The sequence below is a fragment of the Trinickia diaoshuihuensis genome, from assembly GCF_003390925.1.
Taxonomy (GTDB): domain Bacteria; phylum Pseudomonadota; class Gammaproteobacteria; order Burkholderiales; family Burkholderiaceae; genus Trinickia; species Trinickia diaoshuihuensis.
Genome location: NZ_QUBS01000026.1, coordinates 37783 through 59731, shown reverse-complemented (window position 1 = coordinate 59731; position 21949 = coordinate 37783). Strand labels below are relative to the sequence as shown.

At 60.5% G+C, this 21949-nt stretch carries 17 protein-coding genes; 9 read left to right on the top strand and 8 right to left on the bottom strand.

The window, feature by feature from the left end:
• The 4 genes from DXT59_RS07395 (at position 1) to DXT59_RS07380 (ending at position 5395) form a co-directional block, all read left to right on the top strand.
• Positions 1-354 carry a BMA_0021/BMA_0022 family TOMM bacteriocin gene (locus DXT59_RS07395; RefSeq protein ID WP_116136272.1) on the top strand — a complete coding sequence of 118 codons (354 nt, stop codon included), beginning with the start codon at positions 1-3 and terminating at the stop codon, positions 352-354.
• A gap of 96 nt (positions 355-450) precedes the next feature.
• Positions 451-2688, top strand: a complete 2238-nt coding sequence (locus DXT59_RS07390; protein WP_116136271.1) for a TOMM precursor leader peptide-binding protein — start codon at positions 451-453, stop codon at positions 2686-2688.
• A gap of 172 nt (positions 2689-2860) precedes the next feature.
• Positions 2861-3427: an AidA/PixA family protein gene (locus DXT59_RS07385; RefSeq protein ID WP_116136270.1), complete on the top strand. Its 567-nt coding sequence runs from the start codon at positions 2861-2863 to the stop codon at positions 3425-3427.
• A 477-nt stretch (positions 3428-3904) separates the two neighbouring features.
• Positions 3905-5395 carry a trypsin-like peptidase domain-containing protein gene (locus DXT59_RS07380; RefSeq protein WP_240324434.1) on the top strand — a complete coding sequence of 497 codons (1491 nt, stop codon included), beginning with the start codon at positions 3905-3907 and terminating at the stop codon, positions 5393-5395.
• Positions 5396-5484: 89 nt separating this feature from the next.
• Here the strand turns inward: DXT59_RS07380 and DXT59_RS07375 are convergent, their stop codons facing one another.
• The 8 genes from DXT59_RS07375 to DXT59_RS07340 form a co-directional block, all read right to left on the bottom strand.
• The gene (locus DXT59_RS07375; RefSeq protein WP_162877996.1) at positions 5485-6171 is read right to left on the bottom strand and encodes a hypothetical protein; all 687 of its coding nucleotides are present in this window, start codon (positions 6169-6171) and stop codon (positions 5485-5487) included.
• A 54-nt stretch (positions 6172-6225) separates the two neighbouring features.
• Positions 6226-6660: a lysozyme inhibitor LprI family protein gene (locus DXT59_RS07370; RefSeq protein ID WP_205417387.1), complete on the bottom strand. Its 435-nt coding sequence runs from the start codon at positions 6658-6660 to the stop codon at positions 6226-6228.
• Positions 6661-6685: 25 nt separating this feature from the next.
• A complete protein-coding gene (locus DXT59_RS07365; RefSeq protein WP_240324433.1) occupies positions 6686-7201 on the bottom strand; it encodes a hypothetical protein in 516 nt (171 codons plus the stop codon).
• 158 nt (positions 7202-7359) lie between these two features.
• Positions 7360-8304, bottom strand: coding sequence for a hypothetical protein (locus DXT59_RS07360; protein WP_116136265.1), 945 nt, complete (start codon positions 8302-8304; stop codon positions 7360-7362).
• Between the two features lie 184 nt (positions 8305-8488).
• On the bottom strand, positions 8489-9613 hold the full coding sequence (locus DXT59_RS30495) for an SH3 domain-containing protein (RefSeq protein WP_162877995.1): 1125 nt from the start codon (positions 9611-9613) through the stop codon (positions 8489-8491).
• A 17-nt stretch (positions 9614-9630) separates the two neighbouring features.
• Complete coding sequence (locus DXT59_RS07350; protein WP_162877985.1) at positions 9631-10134, bottom strand: hypothetical protein; 504 nt, start codon at positions 10132-10134, stop codon at positions 9631-9633.
• The gene (locus DXT59_RS07345) at positions 10131-12881 is read right to left on the bottom strand and encodes a glycoside hydrolase family 19 protein (RefSeq protein WP_162877994.1); all 2751 of its coding nucleotides are present in this window, start codon (positions 12879-12881) and stop codon (positions 10131-10133) included. Before DXT59_RS07345 ends, DXT59_RS07350 begins: the two co-directional genes overlap by 4 nt.
• Before the next feature lie 70 nt (positions 12882-12951).
• Positions 12952-15468 (bottom strand): type VI secretion system Vgr family protein, encoded by a 2517-nt coding sequence (locus DXT59_RS07340; RefSeq protein WP_116136261.1) that lies wholly within the window; start codon positions 15466-15468, stop codon positions 12952-12954.
• Positions 15469-15874: 406 nt separating this feature from the next.
• Here DXT59_RS07340 and DXT59_RS07335 point away from each other — a divergent pair, with 406 nt between their 5' ends.
• From DXT59_RS07335 to DXT59_RS07315, 5 genes are all read left to right on the top strand, one after another.
• Positions 15875-17128 (top strand): TAXI family TRAP transporter solute-binding subunit, encoded by a 1254-nt coding sequence (locus DXT59_RS07335; protein WP_162877993.1) that lies wholly within the window; start codon positions 15875-15877, stop codon positions 17126-17128.
• A 41-nt stretch (positions 17129-17169) separates the two neighbouring features.
• Positions 17170-17970 (top strand): class I SAM-dependent methyltransferase, encoded by an 801-nt coding sequence (locus DXT59_RS07330; protein WP_162877992.1) that lies wholly within the window; start codon positions 17170-17172, stop codon positions 17968-17970.
• Entirely contained in the window at positions 17967-19577 is a 1611-nt protein-coding gene (locus DXT59_RS07325) for a transporter substrate-binding domain-containing protein (protein ID WP_116136258.1), read from the top strand. The genes DXT59_RS07330 and DXT59_RS07325 overlap by 4 nt, the downstream gene beginning before the upstream one ends.
• On the top strand, positions 19564-20199 hold the full coding sequence (locus DXT59_RS07320) for a polar amino acid ABC transporter permease (protein WP_116136257.1): 636 nt from the start codon (positions 19564-19566) through the stop codon (positions 20197-20199). The genes DXT59_RS07325 and DXT59_RS07320 overlap by 14 nt, the downstream gene beginning before the upstream one ends.
• Before the next feature lie 192 nt (positions 20200-20391).
• Positions 20392-21924 (top strand): methyl-accepting chemotaxis protein, encoded by a 1533-nt coding sequence (locus DXT59_RS07315; protein ID WP_116136256.1) that lies wholly within the window; start codon positions 20392-20394, stop codon positions 21922-21924.
• The last annotated feature ends 25 nt before the right edge of the window (positions 21925-21949 follow it).

Genomic DNA, 21949 nt, shown 5'->3' with positions numbered 1-21949 from the left:
ATGGCAGCGAACAACGGCATCCCCAGCTTCGAATCCTTGCTCGAACTGCAAGAGGTTTATCTACGCGCGATTGCCTTGGCGTGGCGCGATCCCGAATTCAAACAGGCGCTGCTGACCGATGCGCCGGATGCGCTCGGACGCTACCTCGGCTACGAAGCGCCGTGGCTCGTGGACCTAACTGTCAAAGAGCCCAGCCCCGAGTACGGCTGGAATCCAAAGACGCGCACCTGGTCGCTACCGCCTCATACGTTGACCTTCGGCATACCGACACGCCCCTCGGATATCGTCGAGGAGCCGATCGCGCTCGCTGCCTACAATGACGCTGGACCCGCGTATTTGTTCACCTGCTGCTAGCGCACGGCAAGGCGGCATGCTCGCGCCGCCGCCCGCGTTCGGCGCGGCGCGAGCACCACACCCGCGCGCGAGGCGCGCTCAAAACAGGCGCAGCGCATGCTCGACGATCTTTCCCGCAAGGTGCGTTTCAAGCCGCACTTGCTGCTGCTCGATGACGGCCCGGATACCCTTTACATCGTCGACGAGTTCAAACGCTCCGTATTGAACGGCGCGATTTTCCCGGCATTGGCCGCGTGCTTGCGCGACGCGCGCTCGATCGGGCAAATCGTCGCGGCTTTATCACCGCGTTTTTCCGACTGGGAAATCCTGCGTGCGCTCGATCATTTTCTCGAGCGCGGGTACTTGCGCGCGGACGAACCCGATGGGCGCGATCCCGCGCGAGGCTATTACGAACGCTCGGGGCTCGACGGCGACCGGGCGAACGCGGCGGTGCAAAGCCTGTCTGTACACGTCGAAGCCTACGGCGTCGATCCCTTGCCGCAAATCGAGGCCCTGCGCGCGTGCGGTATCGAACTCGCCGACGGTTCGCCGCTCGTCATTGCGCTGTGCGACAGCTACACGCACCCCGAACTGCCGATCGCGGCCGAACGGGCCGCCGCGCGCGGCGCCCGCTTGCTGCTCGTGAACCCTACTGGAGTGCAAGCTTGCATCGGTCCGCTGCTGGGGACCGGCGGCGACGCCGACGCTCCCTGCATCGCCTGCGTCCGCTATTGGATCGGGTTGAACCGGCCGGTTCAATCGCTGCTGGCACGGCGTCATGGCGAACGCGCGGCCCGCATGCCTGTTGTTTATAGCGCCGCGAGTTTGCGCACGATGGCCGCGTTCGTCGCCACGTTCCTCGAACGACTCGCCGTCGATCCAAAGAAGCGTGCGCGTGCCGGCAACCACGTGCTATCCGTTCGCACGGACAGCTTCGAGACGGCTTGGCACCGCCTGATCAAGCGCCCGCAGTGCCCATATTGCGGCAACCCTTCGTTGATGCGCGAGCAGGCCTTCGAACCGCGAGCGCTGTCGCCGGCGCCCACCGTAGCCCGGCGCCTCGGCGGCTATCGGATCGCCGACGCGCAGACGGCTTTCGAACGATACCGCCACTTCGTATCTCCGTTGACCGGAGCCATCGCCTATTCGCATCCCATGCCCGGGCGCCATGCCGGATCGCGCTACGTCTATGTCGCCGGTTACGTCGTCTGCCCGCGCTCGCCCGGTCGAAGCGCCAATCGCTTCGACCGCATCTGCTCCGGCAAGGGCGCCACGGAAACGCAAGCGCGCGCCAGTGCGCTTTGCGAAGCGCTCGAACGATTCAGCGGCGTCTATCAAGGGGACGAAGCGACCGTCCGAGGCAGCCTGCGGCAACTGACGGCAAGCTCCTCGCCGGCGGGAGAACCGATCGATCCCAACGCGCTGCAGCAATTCAGCGAACGCCAATTCGACGCGCGCGAGGTGATCAATGCCGCGACCGATGACGTACGCAAGCGAGTCCCGCAACGCTTCAGCGCCGACGCGGTGATCGACTGGACGCCGGCATGGTCGATTGCCGGCGGCGGCAAGCGGCTCGTGCCGCTGAGCTATTGCTTCTCCGAAACGCCCGATGCCCACGCAGATGCCAATGTGTGCGTACACAATCCCAACGGCAGTGCGGCGGGCAGTTGCTTCGAAGAAGCCGTGTTGCAAGGATTGCTCGAACTCGTGGAGCGCGATGCCGTGGCGATCTGGTGGTACAACCAATTGGAGAGGCCCGGCGTCGACATCGCGAGTTTCCATGATCCCTATTTCGACGCGCTGTGCCGGGAATACGAGTCGATGGGATGGCGGCTCTGGGCGATCGACATCACGCACGATCTCCGTATCCCGACGTTCGCGGCCCTGGCTTGCGACGCCGGAAACGAACGGTTTTCGATCGGTTTCGGTTGCCACCTCGATCCTTCCATCGCGCTGCAACGGGCGCTGACGGAAGTCAATCAGTTGCTCGACGTCGATGCCAAGGCCCCGCCGCCGTGGGACCGCGACAAGCTATCGTCCGATCGCTTCCTCTACCCCGCCGCCGACGCCGCTTGGACCGATGCAACGACGTGGCCGGCGCTGGGCGGCATCGACCTGCGCGAGGATGTCGAACTTTGCGTTGCCCGCTTTGCCGCGCTGAGTATGGACGCGCTCGTCGTGAACAAAACGCGCCCCGACATCGGCTTGGACGTCGTGCAAACGATCGTGCCGGGCTTGTGCCACTTCTGGCCGCGTTTCGGGGCGCGGCGACTCTACGAGGTCCCGGTCAAGCAGGGCTGGCTCGCTCGGCCGCGCGAGGAAACCGAGCTGAACCGCGCGCTGTTGTTCCTGTGACGCGCCCGCGCCACGGTGTAATCGACTGTAATCGCGTTTGTTTCCGCGTTGCCATATCGTGTGTTTCAGGAGGCAGCACGTTCGATGACCGAAGCGGCCGGTGTGCGCGTCGGTTCGCCCAGGCGTCGGACGTGCGGCCTTGCTACGGGGAAGGCGCGACGGAGACCGCACAATGAATACAATAATCGATGTCGCGATCGTGTTCGATATACAAGCTTTGAACGAAAAATATCGCAATGTCAGCCGCAATCCGAATGCGCCGACCGCGGTCGACCATGACGATGCTTGTTTGATTGCGGCAACGCGGAACGTGCCAGATCTGGCGACGCAAGCCACCGCCGATCTGGCACTGACCGCCTTCGCGGGGGACATCATGCGCTGGCGTACGGTTTCGTTTCCGGGGAACGGCGCGGAGCACGCCGTCATCTATAAACTTCAGCGATTCGCGGGATTGCCGACCACGGCCGCCGCGGAGCCGAGGCTCGCGCGCGCTTGGCGCGCCCTCCCGCGCTTACAAGCCGACGGCACGGTCGATCCCCATGACGGCGACGGCTCGCGTACGCTCAGCTACCGTGTCGATTGTCATGTGACAGGCTCGGGTATGGAGCGCTATCAAGTCTGGTTTTACCTCGCCAAGGGCGCGCGCGGCGCCGCGTTGAATATCCAGGGATACTTTTATTGGGATCCGTCGGTAACGATTTACGGCGGTAACATCCAACGGCCGAGCGTGAACCTCTAACCTCGCCTACCGATCACCGTGCGCATACCGGTTAAAGCGAACTCGCGCTTAAACAATCGAACAAGCCACGCAAGCGGCTCTCCGATCGGGATCGGCACCGCGGCGCTCGGCGCATGATTCACGGATTCGGGCGATTCGCTCATCGATCGGTGCCCCCACGGCAACGCATTGAATCGTTCATACGATGCTACTCCAATTGCCATCGCGTGATCGAGCGAACGCTTTCATAAGTTCGCGCCAATTGACGGCAGTCAAACCTTCTAATTCGATCGAGCGAAGGCGGCCCCATGTCTAGGTTGTCATGCGTATGGTGCGCTCGGTCACAGCCGAACCGTCCCGCGCGCGTGACAATCGATGCACGGGTGACCGACGTAGCACAAGAGCACTCAACAAGAACATTCCGCGCGGCCCCGCAATGACAACCATTGAAGGGGGTAAGCCGTGCGTAGCCAGACTCCGAGGGCCAGGGCCCGAACCGTGCGTCGCGCCACAGCAACGATTGTTTTGCTGAGCGGCGCGGCATTCGTTCAAGCGGCGGCGATCGCCGCTCATCCGGGAACAGCCACGGCGAAGGCCGCCCGCCCGCTCCCCTCGGCTGCGCCTCCTCCCGCGCAGATCGACTTTGCGGCCATGGTCGATCGCTACGGTCCGGCCGTCGTCAATATCAGTACCGTGACGCCGGCGGACTCGAGCACCCCATCGGACCAGCAAACCGCGGCTCCCGCGCTCGACAGTCTCGATCCGGACGATCCGCTGTTCGCGCTCGTTCGAACGGCAAGCGGGCCGTCGCAGGGACAGCCGTCCGCGCAATCGGGCCTGGCGAACGCCCCGCGTATCTTATGGGGCACCGGCTCGGGTTTCATCGTCAGCGCGGACGGCGTAATCGTCACGACGGCCCATATCGTGAACCGGGCCGAGCAAGTGACCGTGACGCTGACAGACAAGCGGCAGTTTAAAGCGGACGTACTCGCTGTCGATCCACAAACCGACGTTGCGCTATTGCAGATCGAGCACGCAATGAAGCTGCCCGTCGTGAGGCTGGGAGATTCGTCTCGCGCGCGCGTGGGCGAACGCGTGCTCGCGATCGGCGCGCCCGACGGTCCGCAAAACGCGGCAGCGTCCGGGCTCGTCAGCGTCACGCCGCATACGATGGCGGACGGCAGCATGTTTTCCTTCATCGAGACCGACATCGCGCCCGAACCGGACAACTCGGGCGGGCCCGTGCTCGATCGCAACGGCACCGTGATCGGCATCACCGTCCAAGTCTATTCGGACAACGGTCGCTATCGAAACTTGACGCTTGCGATTCCGATCGAGGCCGCCGTGAGATTGCGGGCCCAATTGCAAGGACAAGGCAAACTCGCGAGCGGCAGCTTGGGGGTACGCGTGCAGGACGTCGACCCCGGACTCGCCGCCGCCTTCGGCTTGCCGCATGAGATGGGTGCGCTCGTCACCGACGTGTCGCCGGGCGTGCACGGCGCCGCTGCCGGTGGTCTAAAACCGGGCGATATCGTCACGCATATCAACGGCAAAGCGATTCAGCGCCAAGAGGATCTCACGGACTATGTCGCGGCGTTGCAGCCGGGCACAAAGGTGGCGCTGACGATCGTGCGCAACAAGAAGCCGATGACGCTCAACACCACGGTCAGCGCCGCGCGAGCCGACACCGCGCAATCTTCCGGGGCGTCCGAAGCCGGGGCGCTCGCGCGCTTGGGGTTGAGCGTACATGGATTGAGCGAGAGCGAGCGGCGAGCGGCAGAGTTGCCTTCGGGTGTCGCCGTCGATGCCGTAACGGGGGCCGCGGCGAATGCGGGAATTCAGGCGGGCGATATCGTCTTGTCGGTCAACAGCGAGCCTGTGACGACGCCCGAGGCGCTGGACAAAGCGATCGCACGCGGGGGGAAGGAAGTGGCGCTTTTGATTCAGCGAGACGACACGAGGAATTTCGTTTCGCTGGCGGTGCGGTAAGGATGGGGGCGGCGCGCGGCTGGAAGGAAGAGATGTAGGGGCGTTATGAGCGCTTCCCGACACCGAGCCGTGCGCTAGTTCGGCACCAATCAGTGCGAGGCATGGGGCGGTTGCAGGAGCCGCCATGACCACTTGCCGTCGATCCTGATCAGCTTAGCGATCGGTGCCCCATGGCCCTCGTACGTTTTCGCCGTGAGCTCGCCGTGGGAAGTCCATGCCGGGTTCACTAAACGTATGTAGTTATCCGGTTCATGTGCGTCGATTTGGAAATAATCGATGTGCTGCCAGGCGAGGCGACCGTCGGCCCAATAGATGGCCCAATAGTCGCCCTGCGAACCGTCTTCACGATGTGCGGCGAAATATCCGCGGCGGTCAGGGGAGAACAATACAAGCTGACCGCCGGGCAAGATTTTTCCGGTACGCTCATCGATGAGTTGGCCCGAAAACGAGACACCATCGATCCATTGAATCAACGTGTAGCCGTCATGACTCGTGCAGAATGAATAGGCGACGTTATTGATGAGATCACCCGGTATGTCACGAAACGACAAGGTCTTTCCGGCCACGTGCAATTGAAGCAGGTGTTCCGACAGACGCGATGCCATTCCATGGGTCCGCGATAGTAGCGTCGCTTCGTAGGCGCGACCCTTCGGCGTCTGGCTCACCTCTTCTGGACAATCGAAAGCGAGCGAGGTCGAGGCATGCTCCTGAGCGTGGGTAGGGAACGCGGCGTCACAGCCCGCGACGAGGCAAAACAGGAAGATGGGCAGTTTCATGGATAGCGCTCTAGCCTGCCGACGTTTGGGTGAAAATCAGTTTCAACGGCGTGCTTAGTTATCTTTGGCGGCATCGCCGTACCGCGCCAGTTCATTGGCTCGGTCGGCCGTAAGGTCAGACACGCATTGCGCTTGGTTCACCGCGCGCCATTGCGGCGCCCCGCCCGCCAAGTCGCCTTTCAATTCGCACTCCGAATCGCGGAACGCAATCCAAGCGCGCTGCGCGGCCACCAGGTGACTCCGTGCGAAAGCCCCTTGGTCGGGGTCGTCCTTCAGAGTGCTCAGCAGCAGTCGATACGAGGAGTTCAGCTTCTTATCGTTAACACCCTCGACTCGTTCGATGCACCGCAGGCTCGCCTGTGCGCTGTCGAGGCCCACACCCGCGTTTGCGGCACCGCATTCGGCGGCGAAGGTGGCGGTGCTAGCAAGCAAAGTGACGGCGACCGTCGCCCATTTTTTCATTCCGTTTCTCTCATCAAATCCTGCCATCGTGTTCTGTGGTGCCGCCCTAGGTTCAATTACACGACCCGTCCATAATCTCGTGCCCCTTATCGCACTTGAGCACGCCGCCGAGCGTCGTGATATCGGACACTGTACGTTCATTGTCGAGACACGTGAGCTCGACGCTCTTCTTCGCTTTCGACGTCACGATGAGCTTGCGAGTTGTCGTGCCGTCGTCGGAGCCACCTTCGGTGGTTTCCATTAACTCGTACCGATAGCCACCGTTGTTGAAGCCGACGACGAACGTACTCAGATCCGGGCGCGAATACTCGTCGTACCCGAACCGCGCCAAGGAGCCTTTCAGTTCTTGCGGATACGTCAACTCAATCTTATTGGGCTGGCCGAACCGGTACTGCAAGAAGCCGCCTTGCTCTGTGAAGCTCTTCGAAGCGCACAGCGAGACCGTCTTGTGGTTTTGCTTCAATTCGCAACTGAAGACTGTCGTCTCCTCCGCCTTGCAAAGCCCCGCTGCGTGCGCGGCGGACATGGTCAGCAGCAGAATCGATATGCATCGGAAAGGGAGGGTCACGATTGGGTTCCAGCGTCACATTATCATCAACTCAAACGTCGCCGAGCAACAAACTCGTCGAACGCAATCCTGTTTGGCAAATCTATAAAAAGCTCGTGACTGATCGTTGATACCTCAGACGCTGACAAGCAGGCCGCCCAGCAGCAGTACTGTCAAGATCACGGCTTGATCGCTATTTCGTCGGCCTTGATCCATCGAAGTAGATGTTTGCCGGAAGCATTCACGTAGTCCGCATAGGCCCAGCCTACCGGAAACTGTTTCAAGACTGTAATCACATCGTTCCGGACAAGATACGCTCGACTCGCGCTCGCATCATCCGGCGCGGTATAAAGCGTCGCTTTTTGCACTGATACGTTCGCGGTTCTATGTTCGCTTTCGACCGGTGCCGGCACTGGCATGCCTCCGGGGTTGCTAGTAGTTTTTGACAGCGAATTGGAGATCAGCCGGGCGTCATAGTGCACGCCGGCCGCGTCCAAAGCAGTAGCAATCTTCCGATAGATTTCACGGTTGCCCGGCGACGGCGGATCGCAGCGCAGGAGATTATCAGCGCCGGAATCGTCGCGGATTGTTAGCTTCGGAGGCTGTCCTGCGTTTATGAACCCCAGTTGCCGGCTTGCCGATGGTCGGTCGCTCTTCAGCATCAAGTCGGTCTGATCGTCCGTTCCCCACTGCGCGGGCTGCCCCGCCCGCCAGCCTGCTCGACATATCTCGCCAGTCTGATCAGCGGTTATGCATCCGGTGCGTATCTCGATCATGGAGCAGTACTCCCTGCCCAGTACGGACTCGGGTTGCCCCGGGCCCGTCGATACGGCCCCCTGTTCGTCTCGCGCGACGACGACGTACTGACCCGACGGCGAAATATTGTCGTCGCTCGGCGGCTCCATTTGTGTGCCGCCGCCCTCGTTTGATTCGCCCGCTCTTGGTAGCAGGCTAAACGTCGCGCCGTTCGGAAGATAGAAAACAGCCCTATTCCAAGTGCGCTGGGGCAATGGATCTTGGGCGTTTGTTGCATTGCTGTAGGCAATCGCGGCCCCACCCGGCAAGTGAAACCAGAGCGTGGGCTGCTGCGCGGCCGCAGCTAAGTTCGCTAGCAGAACGGTCATCGTGAACACCGCGAGAGCGCGAACAACATGCGAGCCGGACGGACCCGGTCGAATCGAACAGACACTTCCCCTCAGTATCTCTAAAGTCGCGTTTTTCAAAACGGCATTCTCGAGGTTTGCTCCGGACGATGATATCGGTCCGCCGGGCCGTACCAGTAGAGCTTAGTGGTTTAACGGGAGCCTGCTAGCGGGTAATGTCCTGTCGCTTGAGCCAAGCTTCGATCGGCGCATGTCCGTCATGCACATAGCGAATTTTTACCCAGTCTGGATTCTCTTGCTCGATCACGGCAACATGATCGCCATGGATCAGATACCCGTGCCGATTACTTCCCACCGACGGTCTTTCGTAAAGCCATGATCGGTCAACCGTCACCGTCCATGTCGACTCTGCATCAATATTCGTCGGCGTTGAGTCGCCGGCCGATTTCGGTCCATATTGATGAATCAACGCCGCGAGATTGGACTGTTGCTGCGCCGTTGGTGGCTCACCATAATAATCTTTATTCGACACGGCGATTCGTGCTTTCGCGGTGTCGATAGTGACCTGCCCTTTATCGTAATGCACATAAGTTGGTTCGAAGCAATAACCATTTTCGGTACTTGCCGGTCGCTTATCCAACAATATAAACGCACTAGTCGCAACCTTCTGCAACAACGGCGGCGTGCAATACGGGCGTGGTGCAAATTTGTCCGGCACTGGCCCTCCTGGGTGCTGCCGCACAAATTGCTTCAATACTGGGCGACCGTAAACAAGCTTGATTGCGTGGTTACCAGCGGCATCCGAAAGAAAATTCGTATTTTGCTCTACCGTTCCAGCATCCTCGCATGTTGTCAAAAAGACATTCCCACCAACGGTCCATCTGATCGTTACAGCCACACCGTCACATAGAGCCTCCGCCGCAGGAGGTTTGTCGTTCACAAAAACGACACATTCGCCGTTCGCGCAAGCCGACGCAGCGGGTTCGGTCGCATGAGCCGTTTCATACGCGAACAGGCAGAACCCTAGCATGAGCCACAAAGATTTATACACCGCACACCCACCGGGGCAGCATTTCTGGGGCTCATTCACGAGGCGATGATATCGGCCCGACGCAACCGACATCCCGATAAGGCTCAAAGCGATTAGCCAGATCACAGACCGAGCTCCGCCAACCGCGCACGGATTGACGTAGCCTTTGTAGGGAAACGTCACACGCTTCCCGTTAAGTACGACATCGTAGCCATCCCAAAACGCCTTCGTTACAGCCGGCACCGCCCGGAACGTCGTCTGGTCGTTGGCCTGTTCGAGACGAAAAGGAACGGTTCCCATGAATGCGTTTGCGAACATCAGTGGATATCAATCTTCGATACGGGAGCCTCATTGACCCCATCGAAAATCTTATTCGAAAAATTTTTATATATTGAAGCGTTACACTGCTTGTCAAATATGATCTTCCCATTTTTTGAAACGTAGACTTCACCTGGCGAAACCGACGACACGACGTACGTGTAAGGCCCCTTTGAGAACTTCAAATGCAGCCCACGAATGCTGCCTTCGGAGACATCCGTGATCTTGACCGTCTTGGCCGGCGGAACATTTTTATCGGGAAATGCAAAAGCATCGTCCTTCGTACCATAGCGGTACTGCACATAACCCTGGTTGGGAGTATTGTTCTTCCGCGCGCATACGGAAACGATCTTTCCGTTGTCCAAAGGACAACTGAAATAGATCTCCTCGGAATCATCGCAAAGCGTCTGCTCCCCCTGCGGCGATAGGGTCTGCGCATCTACCGGGTCATATTTGATGAGCGACAAAAAAGCAAGCAGAAAAATCCCTGTTATACGCATCACTTAAGACCTCCCCAATTATGAATTGAAGCAAAATTATTTCTTCGGTCAACGATATCATTCATATTTTCTTGACTGATGGGATGACCAGGTTTATGACTAAACAGCCCGGGATTGATCGCCCGGGTAATATTATCAACATCGCCTTCAGTGGCGCCATGATCCGCTGTTTCGTACATTCTGTTGTTGATCCAATAAGCGGCGGCCGATCTTACCGCGTACTTGACCTCACCGACTAACTCATAGTCGACGAGAAAATCAAGGTTTGCCTCACTGGGCCAACCGCTGGAATTCCGCTGATGCCATTCGGTAAAGCGTTGATATTGGGTTCGTCCGGTAATCTGAATCAACCCTCTCCCCCGGTATTTCCATCCATCTCCGCTTTTGATATCTCCATTACCATTTCTATTCGCATACGCGCGGTTGGCGATTGCCTGCTCATCGGCGGGATGCTGGGATGTACGGCCATAGAGCTCGGATTCGTCGGCGTGCTCTCGGAAATATGAGAATTTCGCTCTCAATCGATCCGGCGGGTAATTGAGACTTTCGCCATCGTGGACGGCGAGCGATGCCCCAGCCTCTCGCCGGATCTGGGCAAGGAAGTGCTCGCGCCTGAGCGGCTCGTCGAGTTTGAACAAATGGATATTTGCATTCAATTCTGCTACGACGGCTTGCAACGTAACACTACTTGCACTTGGGAAGATATGCTGCAACATGGCCACCGTAAACTGGAAACCATCGCAATGGAAATTCCCCACGATCCCGACCGGATGAAAGTGATAGACGCTCGGCGTCGACACCGGCTGCAATGCACCTACACACGGATCCCACATTTGCAAGAGCTTGATGCGCTCTTTCTCTGCCTTCCAGTACGGTAGACCATCATGCATGAAGGGATCGAGGGCATCCCACTTGCTCATCTGCCCGCCCCACTCGCTCTCGTATTTCACCACGAGATGGTCGATGCGGTTTGCACACCATTTCTGTCTCAACGCCGCGAGCAGCTCGTGTCCGCTAACCCGGCCTTGCCGCTGGTCTTTTGGCGTCACAATTTCATCCAGCTTGGCAATCAACGTGTCGCTCTTTGCGGCGTTGAAACTGGCTTCAAAAGCGGCCTTTTCGTTGTCCGTTGCACTTCCGCCTTTCAGGTAGAGATGCCGCTTGTATTGTTCAGCCGTCGTCAGACTCGACGACAACAGCTCAAAACCGGCCCACGCCCACTTGTTCTGAAGCGACACATTTGGTTGGCCGGATGCACAGACGAAGCCCGTGACCGTGTTCATACCGGCATCGCCCGCATCGACTTCGTACCAAGTATGTTTCTGGTCGTCTGCGTGCCCTGTCAAGCCGGAGACGTTGACGATACGAGTGTAGTCATTCGTTCCGGTCGGCGCGCCCGACAAAGACAAAGGAAAGGAATTCCACGCGCGCCGCGCGTTAGGGCTCTTCAAATCGCTACGCAAGATCCAGTAATGCGTCGCGTTGGTCGACCCTGCCGCTTTGACCTGTACTTTGGTCCACATGCCCGTGTGCGGCGCGTCGTTGGCAACAGTCACGGCCGTATTCGCGGGAAGCGTCAAATCGCCGTCGGTTTTATAGCTGTATAGATGGGCACCTTTCGACAGCACCAATTGCGTCTTCGGCTCTTGCGTCAGTTGCTCGGCACGCGCTCGGCTGCGTGCGAGGAAAGCCTGCAAGTCATCACCCGCAAACACCTCGACATGCAGCAAGGCTCGTTGCGGACTGGGCGGCAACGTTGATGCGTGTTCGGCATTTTGATACTCACCCAGATAGCCGATCACCTCGCCCGCACTGATGCGAACAGGCTTGGGGAGTACGTAAATGCTGTCGAGCGCTGCCGGATTGATCTCGCCGTCCAGCCAGGGAAGATACACCCAACCATTCGCAGCATCCGGCGGCACAGATTTCCCGGGCTCAAGCGGAACGATCTCCCCCGAGAGGATGCTCTGGATGCGCCCCCAGTTCTTCGGCGCATGTGCCGAACGTTGAACCTTGATTTTGCTGCCCGACCGCAGAATGCCGACGCTCTCACCAGCGCGGTTATGGCTATCGCGGTGTACATGCGAGCCTTTGACGGCCTCTCCGGTCACGACATGGTCCTGCTTATCGGTCGCGCGGCTATCGTTGACCGTATAGATCGCCTCGGCATTGTAGTAGCTGGGCCATGCCTTCTTGTTCTTGTCCTGTTCCGAATGCTTGTACACCTTGCAGGGCGCCAAATGCATATACAGGCTGAAGAAGACCAGCGAATCCGCCGGGTCTTGACTTAGTTTGTTCGGCTCGTTGTTGGCAGGCGCCGTCGTCGGCGGGTGCGGCGCGTTGCTAGGCGTATTGGGCGGATTCGATGTATTGGCCGGCGCTGCGGGCAAGGTCAACTTGTGCTTGACCAAAGTGAAGCTTCGCGAATACAGCGCCTTCGAATTGTCTGGATACGTCAAATGCTGGTAGTCGCTATCGAGCCGATACGCCACGACCACACCATCAGCGATGCAGCGAACGCCGCCGCTACGGTCCATCGCGCTATCGCCTTCGGAAGGCGACGCGCCAGCCTGATCGAGGTGAATCCCGCCATGCCATAGACCGTTCAAGCCCAAGGGGAAAGGGCCATCGCTCGCCTGGAACGCGGCCAAATAAGCGTCCGGGTCCACTGTCCCAGTGGTACCTGTCTGCGGAAAAGGATAGGCCCATTGCGAAACTGGGCTCAACGTATCGCCATTGTCGGCTGCCATGCTATATGTTCCTGATTGTTCTGGTCAGTGCACTGCGTGTCCGCAGAATACCGTGGCCTTTATCAACCGCTTAACCGGAAAACGATGTCGAGCGCTTTGGCTTGCCGTCCGCAGCAACCCATGATGGAAAGGCCGGATCAAGGCGAGTTGGCCCAGAGAAATTGTGCGCGGCCCCCTTCACATCGACCTTCCCCGGTGCATGGATTTGGATATTGCCGTCAGCGATACGGATGTAAGCGCCGCCGCTCGTCAGCAAAATCTCCTTCTTGGCCGCGGCTGTGATCGCATCGGTCGCGGAGATCAGCTTGACACCTTTCTGCGCCGTCAGTTCGATTGCATCCGACTGTGCCTGGATCTCGATCTTCCCCTTGGCCGCAAACAACTTCATCCCCGCGTTTTGCACGAACAAGCTGAGCTTCTCCCCGATCGAAGCGATCAGCGACTTACCGCTGGCAATATGCGTGCTGCCGCCGCTCACGACGTTGACATGCCGATCGGCCGAGACCGTGGTCGATTGCTGCGTCGAAAGCGCGATACCGGCCGGACTCGCCATCAGCATGATCGGGTCCGCGAACCCGTTCGCGTTGCCCGTGCCGCCACCGGCCGTCCTGCCGTTATCGGATGCCGCCCCCGCCACGCTCTTTTGCGTCGCATCGGTAAACGCCTTGAGCGCGTCATAGCCCTCTTTCAAGGTTTCCGCTTGATGCTTCGCACTCGCATCGGAAAGCGCTTCGACCACGCTTTCGGCATTGACGAGCTGCGCGCTGGCCGGCCGCACGTCCATCGGCTGCTTAGCGGACGCCGGATGGCTCGATACGTACAGCCCCTGCTCGGCACGGATCGCGCCATAGGCATTCGACTTCAAATCGAAGCCGCTACCCAAGTACGCCCCGCGCGTATTGCCCGTGTGATCGACGAGGTAGCCGAGATGCAGATGCGAGTCCGCGCTCGTCGAATACAAATGAACGCGGTTTTGCCCCGTCGAGTCGTCCATCACGAGTTGGTTGAATCCGCGGCCGCCGTACTCTTTCGATCGGATCCCCGATAACAACCCGTTCGTATGCCAAACCGGCGGCGTGGAGCCGCCATGCATCCGGCCCAAGATGACCGGCCGATCGCAATCGCCGCCCATGAAGCCGACGAGCACCTCGTCGCCCTTGCGCAGCGGAAAATGTCCGCCGCGCTTCGAACCCGCATCGGGAAAAGCCGCACGCACCCACACGGACGCGCGCTCGTCGCCTTCGTTGCGCCGATTCCAGGGGAACCACACCTTCACGCGATTGAGCGAATCGGTGTAGATCTCCTCGCTATCAGGCCCGGCCACGATCGCGTTTTGCAATTGCATAACGGGCTTGCGATGCTCGAGCGGGCTGCGAAACGGCGTACGGCGCCGCTGCGCTTCGATCTCGACTTGAAAGAATCCTTCGCTGCCGTCGGGATGGCGAACCGTCACGCCGCCCGCTTCGCTACCGGCCGCTTGCTCGACGTCCGCGCGCAAGCTCTCCGGAAAATCGGCGATATCGTCCATCCCCGGCAGGTTGTTCCGGATCGTCCACGTCGTGGCCAGAATCGCGAATTGCCGGTCTTGCTCGGATTCCTTGTCGTGCACGGGATGTCCCGTGAGCGTGAACCAATATCCCGGCATCAAGGAGCGGCAACTGCCGATTCCTTGAAAACGCTTCATCTGCGATTCCCACGACTCGACGCGCACCGTCGATTGATGTTCGCCATGGTCGCGAACGCCCCACGTATAGGCCCCCGTGTAGTCGTACACCTCGCCTTGCGCGGGTACCTCGTCACGCGTGCTGACGGCGCCGTCCACTTGCTTGGGCAAATCGGGCCGCTTGTAGTCGAACGTGCGCGTCGTCAGTTTCGCGCTTTGAATCTGCTGGCGTTCCTTCCATTGCGTGAAGCCATCCACTTCCTCACGCAAGCCGGTACGCACGAAGCGCACGGTCTTTTGTGCGAGTTCGGGCACGAAATACAGATCGTCCATCAGCACGAGCGTATGCGACGTCCCGTCCTGCGCCTGCTCGAAACGGCCGAATACCCCCGCTTCCTCCAAGCTGCGATGAACGAAGTTCCAATCGTCTTCCCACTGCACGCGATTCGAGTAGCGCGGCATCGCTTGACGCAAATCGAAGCGATAGGCGCCCTGCGCCTGCGGGTGCTGATCGAACACGTCGGCGACGATCTGCTCGCCCGGCTGCTCTTGCCAATCGCGCATGTCCCGGCGCAGCGGCAAAAAGCACATCCACGACGAGAAACTCAATTGGTAGTAAGTGAGCGCACCGTCGCTTCCCAAGCGGCTGAACGTCTGCACATAACCGTGGTGCGGCAGATAGGTCCCGTCCGTTTGCTGCAGCCAAAGCGTCACCGCCTGGCCGATGAGCGTCTTCAAGTCGATGCGGTCACCCCGGGCCGAGGCGGCATCGACGACGAACTCGTAATTGCGTCCAAGCCTAGACGTGCCCTTCGCCTGAAGCGGGACGAGCCAGTCCTCGCCCAATGGCGTATCGAGCTTGATTAACCGATTGTTTTGCGCATTGCCATAAAACAGCGCGTCGAAAAGCGGGCCGAACTTCATGTCGGCACTCCTTATTTATACGCAGACCGCGGGAAATTCATGAGGATTGAATTCTAATTGAGCGACCCGAGGAAATCGATAGCCTCCCATTCACTCGCCTCATTGGATTCAAACCAGACCCATCTGTATAGGAATTTCTTTCCGGGTCAATAATTTCAAAATGCTTACATTGTTACCTTAATTCCGATTTTGGAACATTGGACTGGTCGATAGCGGGTAGCCAGAGCTCCCGGGCAGGCAGTCCCACGACCTCCGCATCATGGTCAAGCGCCGTCTTGGCTCGGAAAATCCATTCCACCCCAGGCGAGCGGCCGATCCGTCAACGGCACGGCCGCATCGCCGCCCGCGCAACCCGACCACTGGGAGATCAACGAGCCATCGCCGCGAAAGCGCGCTCGTTCGAATCATGGATAGGCGACTCAATTGGATCAAACCGAAACACACGCGGGTATCGCTCGCCATAGGCGCACTCGGCGTGCTTCTCTATGCGGCTATCCATGCGCAGCCATCGCCGCGGATTCGCATTGCCGCGGGCCCCATCGGCGGCAGTTTTTATGAAACGGCGCAAGCGTATAAGGCGCTTATCGAGCGCAAGGGCTATCGCGTCGAGATCGTTCCGTTTCAAAACACGAGTGAGATCGAGGCGCGCGTCGCCGACGATCGGGCGCATCTAGACCTCGGTTTCGCCGCCGAGAACCACGGCGGCGCGGACAACGCAAAACTCATGTCGCTCGGCGACGTTCAACTTCAACCCATCTTCATTTTCGAGAATCGTCGCACCGCTGCGGCCCATCCTATCCGGTCGTTCTCCGATCTACGAGGGCTCTCGCTCGTGCTGCCGCCGCGCAGCAGCGTAACGAGCGAAACGATGCTGCGCGTATTTTCGTCGAGCGCGATCGCCGAAGCCAACACGCGCATCGCGTTCGTTCCGCTGCAAAGCGCCGCGACCCGCTTGAAGCAGGGCGCGTTCGACGCGGGGATCTTCATCCTAGCGGCCGACAGCGATCTCGTGGCGGACCTGGCCAAAAATCCCGACCTCGTCATGATCGAGGTCACGCAGCAGCGCGCGTTGGCCGCCAAGTTACCCTACCTCGACGAAGTGACGTTGCCCGCCGGCATTTACGACCTCTCGCGCAACATCCCGCCGACCGACACGAGGCTGCTTGCGGCGAAAATTTCCGTCGTCGCCCGGCGCGACATCGCGCCCGCCACCGCCTACGCGGTTCTCGAAGCCATGCGCGACGTCCATCGCCGTCGCACCTATGTCAACGACGCCGGCGCGTTCCCGCGCTATACGGGCGATGCGTCGCAACCGGATCGCCTCGTGGACGAGTTCTATCGAGACGGCACGCCTTGGATCTATGCACATCTGCCGATGGCCGCCGCCAGCGTGGTCGACAGCTATTTGACGCCATTACTTGCGCTATGGGTCGCGATGAGCGCCTTGAATGTCGTCTACGAGATGGAACGCGTGCGCACGCTGTTGCAGATGACGCTCGCCCACGCCGCGCTTTGGTGGATCAAGCGGCGCCAACGCCGGGGGACGGCCCCGTCCAAAGCGGCGCTCTCGCTGGCTCGCAAGCTCGCGGCCCATCTGGCTCCCGAGGCGCGAGGCGCGGCCCGCATCGCCGCCGAGCTACGCAGGGCCATCGGGCATTAAACGCGCAGGCCAATGCAATCGTTCAACGGGGGACCGACGACGTGAAGCCCAACCTGATCGCCGACGCAATGGCGGACACCTACGATCGCTATGTCCGGAACGACGGATATAGCGCCCGCTATCCTCGGCCCAATCCTTCGACGCTCGATTATTTGCTGCGAAACGGCGCAGCCGATGCCGAGCGAATCTTGGACTTCGGCTGCGGCAACGGGCGATATGCGCTCGCGCTACTCGAGCGCTGCCACGCGGATATCACCGCCTACGACATCTCCGCCGCTTCGTTGGCCCAATTCGAGGATCAACTGAGTCGTACGCCGTTCGGCCCGCGCGTGCGGCTCGTCCACGGCAACTGGTCGCGCCTCGGTCGCTCGCCGCGCTATGACATGATCCTCATGCTCTTCGGCGTGCTCTCGCATTTGGGCGATCGCGCCACGCGTATCGCGGCGCTCAAGCGGATGCGAGGTTTGATCGGCGCGAACGGCCGCCTAATCGTCTCTGTGCCTTCGGTCCTGCGCCGCCGGCCGCGGGAATTGCTGAAATGGTCGCTCGCGCGACGCATGCAGGTTGCGTTACCGCCGCTCAGCGAGCACGGCAACATCTATTTCACGCGCCATGTCGGCGGGCAGCCGCTCACCTTCTTTTACCACTTGTACTCTCCGAAACGGTTATCCGGAGAACTCGCCGCCGCGGGTTTCGCGGTCCAAGCGTGCGAGGCCGAAAGCCTATTGCCGGAATGGTGGGTCGCGCAATCGCGCGCGTTGTCGGGCCTTGATCGGCTGGCCGCGCGCCTATTGCCGCCCGCGCTCGGCTATGGCATCCGCGTGCTCGCGGTGCCGGTATGACGCCGCGCGCCCGAGCACGAATCGCCGCGCCGATCGTCGCCGCATGCGTGCTTCCCGGTACGGCGGCATGGGCGCACGGATCGGATCGCCTCGGCGAAATCCGCGCGAGCGGCGTTCTAGTCGTCGGGGTAAAAACAGACTATCCGCCTTTCGGCATGCTCGGAGGCGACACCGGCCACCAAGGGTTCGAGGTCGATCTGGCGGCCGACCTCGCGCGCCGCCTAGACGTAAGCCTGAGCACGATCTCGGTAAGCGCGACCAACCGGCTTCAAGTGCTCGACGAGGGCCGCGCCGACGTGACGATCGCCACGCTGGGCGACACGGCCGAACGGCGCAACATCGCGACCTTGATCGAACCCGACTACTATGCCTCCGGCGCGGCGCTGATGACGCGAGCGGACTCGACGATCAAGACGTGGGCCGACGTTCGCGGAGCCACGATTTGCGCCACGCAAGGCAGCTATTTCAATCACGAGATCGCCAAGCGCTATTTGCTCGATCTCGAGGTCTACGCGAACGGGCGCGATGCGAAGCTGGCGGTGCGCGACGGCCGTTGCGCCGGATGGCTGTTCGACAACACCGCGATCGAGGGCGATTTACATTTGCCCGCGTGGCGGGACTACCGCCTCGCGCTACCGCCTCAGCTATCCACCCCGTGGGCCATCGCCATCGCGCGAAGAGAACGAGGAACGGCGCTGGATCGGTTCATCGGCGATACCGTGGCCGATTGGCACCGCCAAGGGTTCTTACTCGAATTGGAACGCAAGTGGAAGCTCCCGCCGTCGCCGTTTTTAGCCGACATGCATCGGTTATGGACCGCGCGCGACGAGGCGGGCCGTTATGTCTGCACACGCGCGGCGGACGGACGATGGCCGGTCGCCTGCCGCAACCCGGCGTTCGTCACGTCGACCGACGTCACCGGGTTGCGCCGATGGGGTTTGGCCTTTGCGGAACGCACGGGTATCGATCTAACGTACGTCTACGACGATTACGAGCGGCGGCAATTCCTGCATGCGCTCGCGTTGACGTTGGGGTTGACCATTTCGTGCGTCGCCGGCGCCCTCGCTTGCGCCCTCGTCTGGACCCTGCTCGCCGCCGCGCCCATTCCGATGGCAGGCGCCGTGTTGCGTACGCTCGCGCTGCTCGCGCGTACCACACCGCCGTTGCTACAGATCTATGTCCTGACCTTCGGCGTCGGCTCGCTCTTGGCCGCGCGCTGGCACCTTCATCCGAGCGCGTTTTGGATCGTCGTCGCCTCCCTCAGCGCCTATACGGGCGCCGGGATCATGAGGACGCTCGAAGACGCCGCGCGCCATGAGCGCGCGCACGAACCGGGATTGCGCATCGGGCCGGCCACGCTCGGCCGGCTGCTGCGGCGCTCGCTTCCATCGGTTACGGCGTTCCTCGTCAACGTCACCAAGGCAACCATGATGGCAAGCGCCGTGGCCGTACCGGAATTGTTGTCGGTTTCGACCTCGATCATCGCGGAACACGGCAACGTGGCGACGATGATGAATACGCTGATGATCGTTTTTGCCGGCCTCGTTTGGCTCGTACTGAGTCTGCTGCGTTCGATCGCTACGAGGGGGCGGCATGTCGCCGGTTGAGTCCAACGTTGGAGCGCTCGCCGCGTGGACGCCGTACCTGGCGGGCGGTTTCGCCTGGAACATCGTCATTTCCTGTGTGGCCTTGGTCAGCGGACTCGCGCTTGGGTTCGCACTCGCGTTGCTGCGCCTATCGTCGTGCCGCGTTTGCGCCTGGGGCGGTCAATGGCTCACCGGCGTGTCGCGCAATGTTCCGACGTTTGTCTTTCAGTACTACTTAATATTCATGTTGCCGAACGGTGTCCCCTTACCGTTCGTTCATCTCATCCTACCAATCCCTGCGTGGCTTAAGGCAGCCCTTGCGCTAGCGCTCGCAGTGGCCGGATTTACGTCGGACAATTTACTGCATCCGCTGGGCGAATGGCGCGCGGGTTCGACACGCGGCGCGCGCCTGTTCGTCTCTCATCTGGCGAACTACTTCGTCGTGATCGTCATGGCCTCGTCGACCGCTTCCGTCATAGGCGTGCCGGAACTCGTGAGTCGCTGCAACACGATGATCAACGCGCTCGGGCGCAGCGACGCGATGCTTTGGATTTACCTCTACGCCATGGCCTGGTTTTGCATCTTTAGTCTTACTATCACAGCCGTTATTCCGACCCTGTATGGGCGCGCCACGTATCATTAGTAGAACGAACCAATTGCCAAAAATAAGAAAAACCATAACGAGCCCTAAAGTAACGGCCCGCACCGCCGTCAACAGATAGGCAACGCCAGCTTTCGCTCGGCGCCGACACGACAAGGGACGGATCGATCCGACCGCCACGCCTTTTCGTCCCCCGGCCGGCCGGCGCAGCCATTAATCTTGAAGAAGTGCACCATGAAGCTCTCTCTGAAGTTACCCCTCGCCTTCGCCGCATTTTTGCTGATGATGTTCGCAAGCGCCGCCTACGGCCTCTACGCGCTTAATCAATCGATCAACGAGTACCAATCGGTCATACAGGGCCAGGTTGCCAACGAGCGTGAAATCTCCAGCGCGCTCTTCAACTTCAAGATGCAAGTGCAGGAATGGAAGGACATCTTGCTGCGCGGGAAGGATCCAGAAAAGCTCTCGCACGGCTGGGAAGCGTTCCAAAACGACGAGCGCACGGTCGATGAACAATGCAAGGACTTGCTCGCCAAACTTCCTCAAGGCAGCGCACGCGACCTCGTTCAGCAATTTTTGAGCGCCCATGAAACGATGGGCCAGGGCTATCGCAAAGGGCTCGACGCCTTCAAGGCCGCTCAATTCGACCCGACGGCCGGCGACCACGAGGTGGCTGGCGTCGATCGGCAGCCATCGACCTTGCTTGCGCAAGCCGCGCACGAAATCGCGGCAATGAGCGCCGACGCATCGGCGCAAGCGGCGATCCATGCGCACCGCGCATCGATGATCAGCACCGCGTTGATGCTCGTGGCGCTGGCCGTCGGCCTCGCCGGCGCGATCAAGTTCAGCCGCACGATCACTCATCCGCTCAATCGCGCGGTCGGGGTAGCCCGCACCGTCGCCACCGGCGACCTCTCCTCGCCGATCCACGCCGAAGGCTCCGATGAGATCGGCGAATTGCTCGCCGCGCTGCACGAAATGCAAGCGAACCTCTCGAGCGTCGTCAGCAGCGTGCGGCGCAATGCCGAGGGCGTAGCCGCGGCAAGCTCGCAGATCGCCGCGGGCAACCTGAACCTATCCCAGCGCACAGAAGAACAGGCGGCGTCCCTGCAAGAGACGGCCACTAGCATGGAAGAGCTCACGGGAACGGTGCGGCGCACCTCCGCCAACGCCAACGATGCCACTTCGCTCGCCGAGAAAGCGTCGCTGATCGCGCATCAAGGCGGCGACGCGATGGGGCGGATCGTCGATACGATGGCCGACATTTCCGCAAGCTCCTCGAAGATGGGGGAGATCATCGGCGTGATCGAAGGAATCGCGTTTCAAACCAATATCCTCGCACTCAATGCGGCCGTCGAGGCGGCTCGCGCCGGCGAGCAAGGCCGAGGCTTCGCGGTCGTCGCCGGCGAGGTCCGCACGCTCGCGCAACGCAGCGCCAACGCGGCGCGCGAGATCAAGACGCTGATCGACGAATCGACCGGCAGCGTGGACACGGGGGCACAGATCGTGCGCGGCGCGGGCGGCGTCATCGGCGACATCGTCGAATCGGTGGAGAAGGTGACGGCGATCGTGTCGGATATCTCGTCCGCCTGCAACGAGCAAACCACCGGCATCGAACAGATCAATATCGCGGTGACGCAAATGGACGAAGTCACGCAGCAAAACGCCGCGCTCGTCGAACAAGCCTCTGCCGCGGCACAGTCAATGGCCGAACAGGCCGAATCGTTGCGCAGGGCGGTCGAGGTGTTCAAGCTGAAAGCCGCCTGAAACACTCGCGGCTAACATGCGCAAC

Excerpts from the sequence above, each read along its gene's own strand:
- DXT59_RS07320 (WP_116136257.1), top strand. The coding sequence starts at position 19,564 with ATGTCGCCGGTTGAGTCCAACGTTGGAGCGCTCGCCGCGTGGACGCCG.
- DXT59_RS07325 (WP_116136258.1), top strand. The coding sequence starts at position 17,967 with ATGACGCCGCGCGCCCGAGCACGAATCGCCGCGCCGATCGTCGCCGCA.
- DXT59_RS07340 (WP_116136261.1), bottom strand. The coding sequence starts at position 15,468 with ATGAAGTTCGGCCCGCTTTTCGACGCGCTGTTTTATGGCAATGCGCAA.
- DXT59_RS30495 (WP_162877995.1), bottom strand. The coding sequence starts at position 9,613 with ATGGGAACCGTTCCTTTTCGTCTCGAACAGGCCAACGACCAGACGACG.
- DXT59_RS07375 (WP_162877996.1), bottom strand. The coding sequence starts at position 6,171 with ATGAAACTGCCCATCTTCCTGTTTTGCCTCGTCGCGGGCTGTGACGCC.
- DXT59_RS07315 (WP_116136256.1), top strand. The coding sequence starts at position 20,392 with ATGAAGCTCTCTCTGAAGTTACCCCTCGCCTTCGCCGCATTTTTGCTG.
- DXT59_RS07345 (WP_162877994.1), bottom strand. The coding sequence starts at position 12,881 with ATGGCAGCCGACAATGGCGATACGTTGAGCCCAGTTTCGCAATGGGCC.
- DXT59_RS07385 (WP_116136270.1), top strand. The coding sequence starts at position 2,861 with ATGAATACAATAATCGATGTCGCGATCGTGTTCGATATACAAGCTTTG.
- DXT59_RS07390 (WP_116136271.1), top strand. The coding sequence starts at position 451 with ATGCTCGACGATCTTTCCCGCAAGGTGCGTTTCAAGCCGCACTTGCTG.
- DXT59_RS07335 (WP_162877993.1), top strand. The coding sequence starts at position 15,875 with ATGGATAGGCGACTCAATTGGATCAAACCGAAACACACGCGGGTATCG.
- DXT59_RS07370 (WP_205417387.1), bottom strand. The coding sequence starts at position 6,660 with ATGGCAGGATTTGATGAGAGAAACGGAATGAAAAAATGGGCGACGGTC.
- DXT59_RS07360 (WP_116136265.1), bottom strand. The coding sequence starts at position 8,304 with ATGACCGTTCTGCTAGCGAACTTAGCTGCGGCCGCGCAGCAGCCCACG.
- DXT59_RS07395 (WP_116136272.1), top strand. The coding sequence starts at position 1 with ATGGCAGCGAACAACGGCATCCCCAGCTTCGAATCCTTGCTCGAACTG.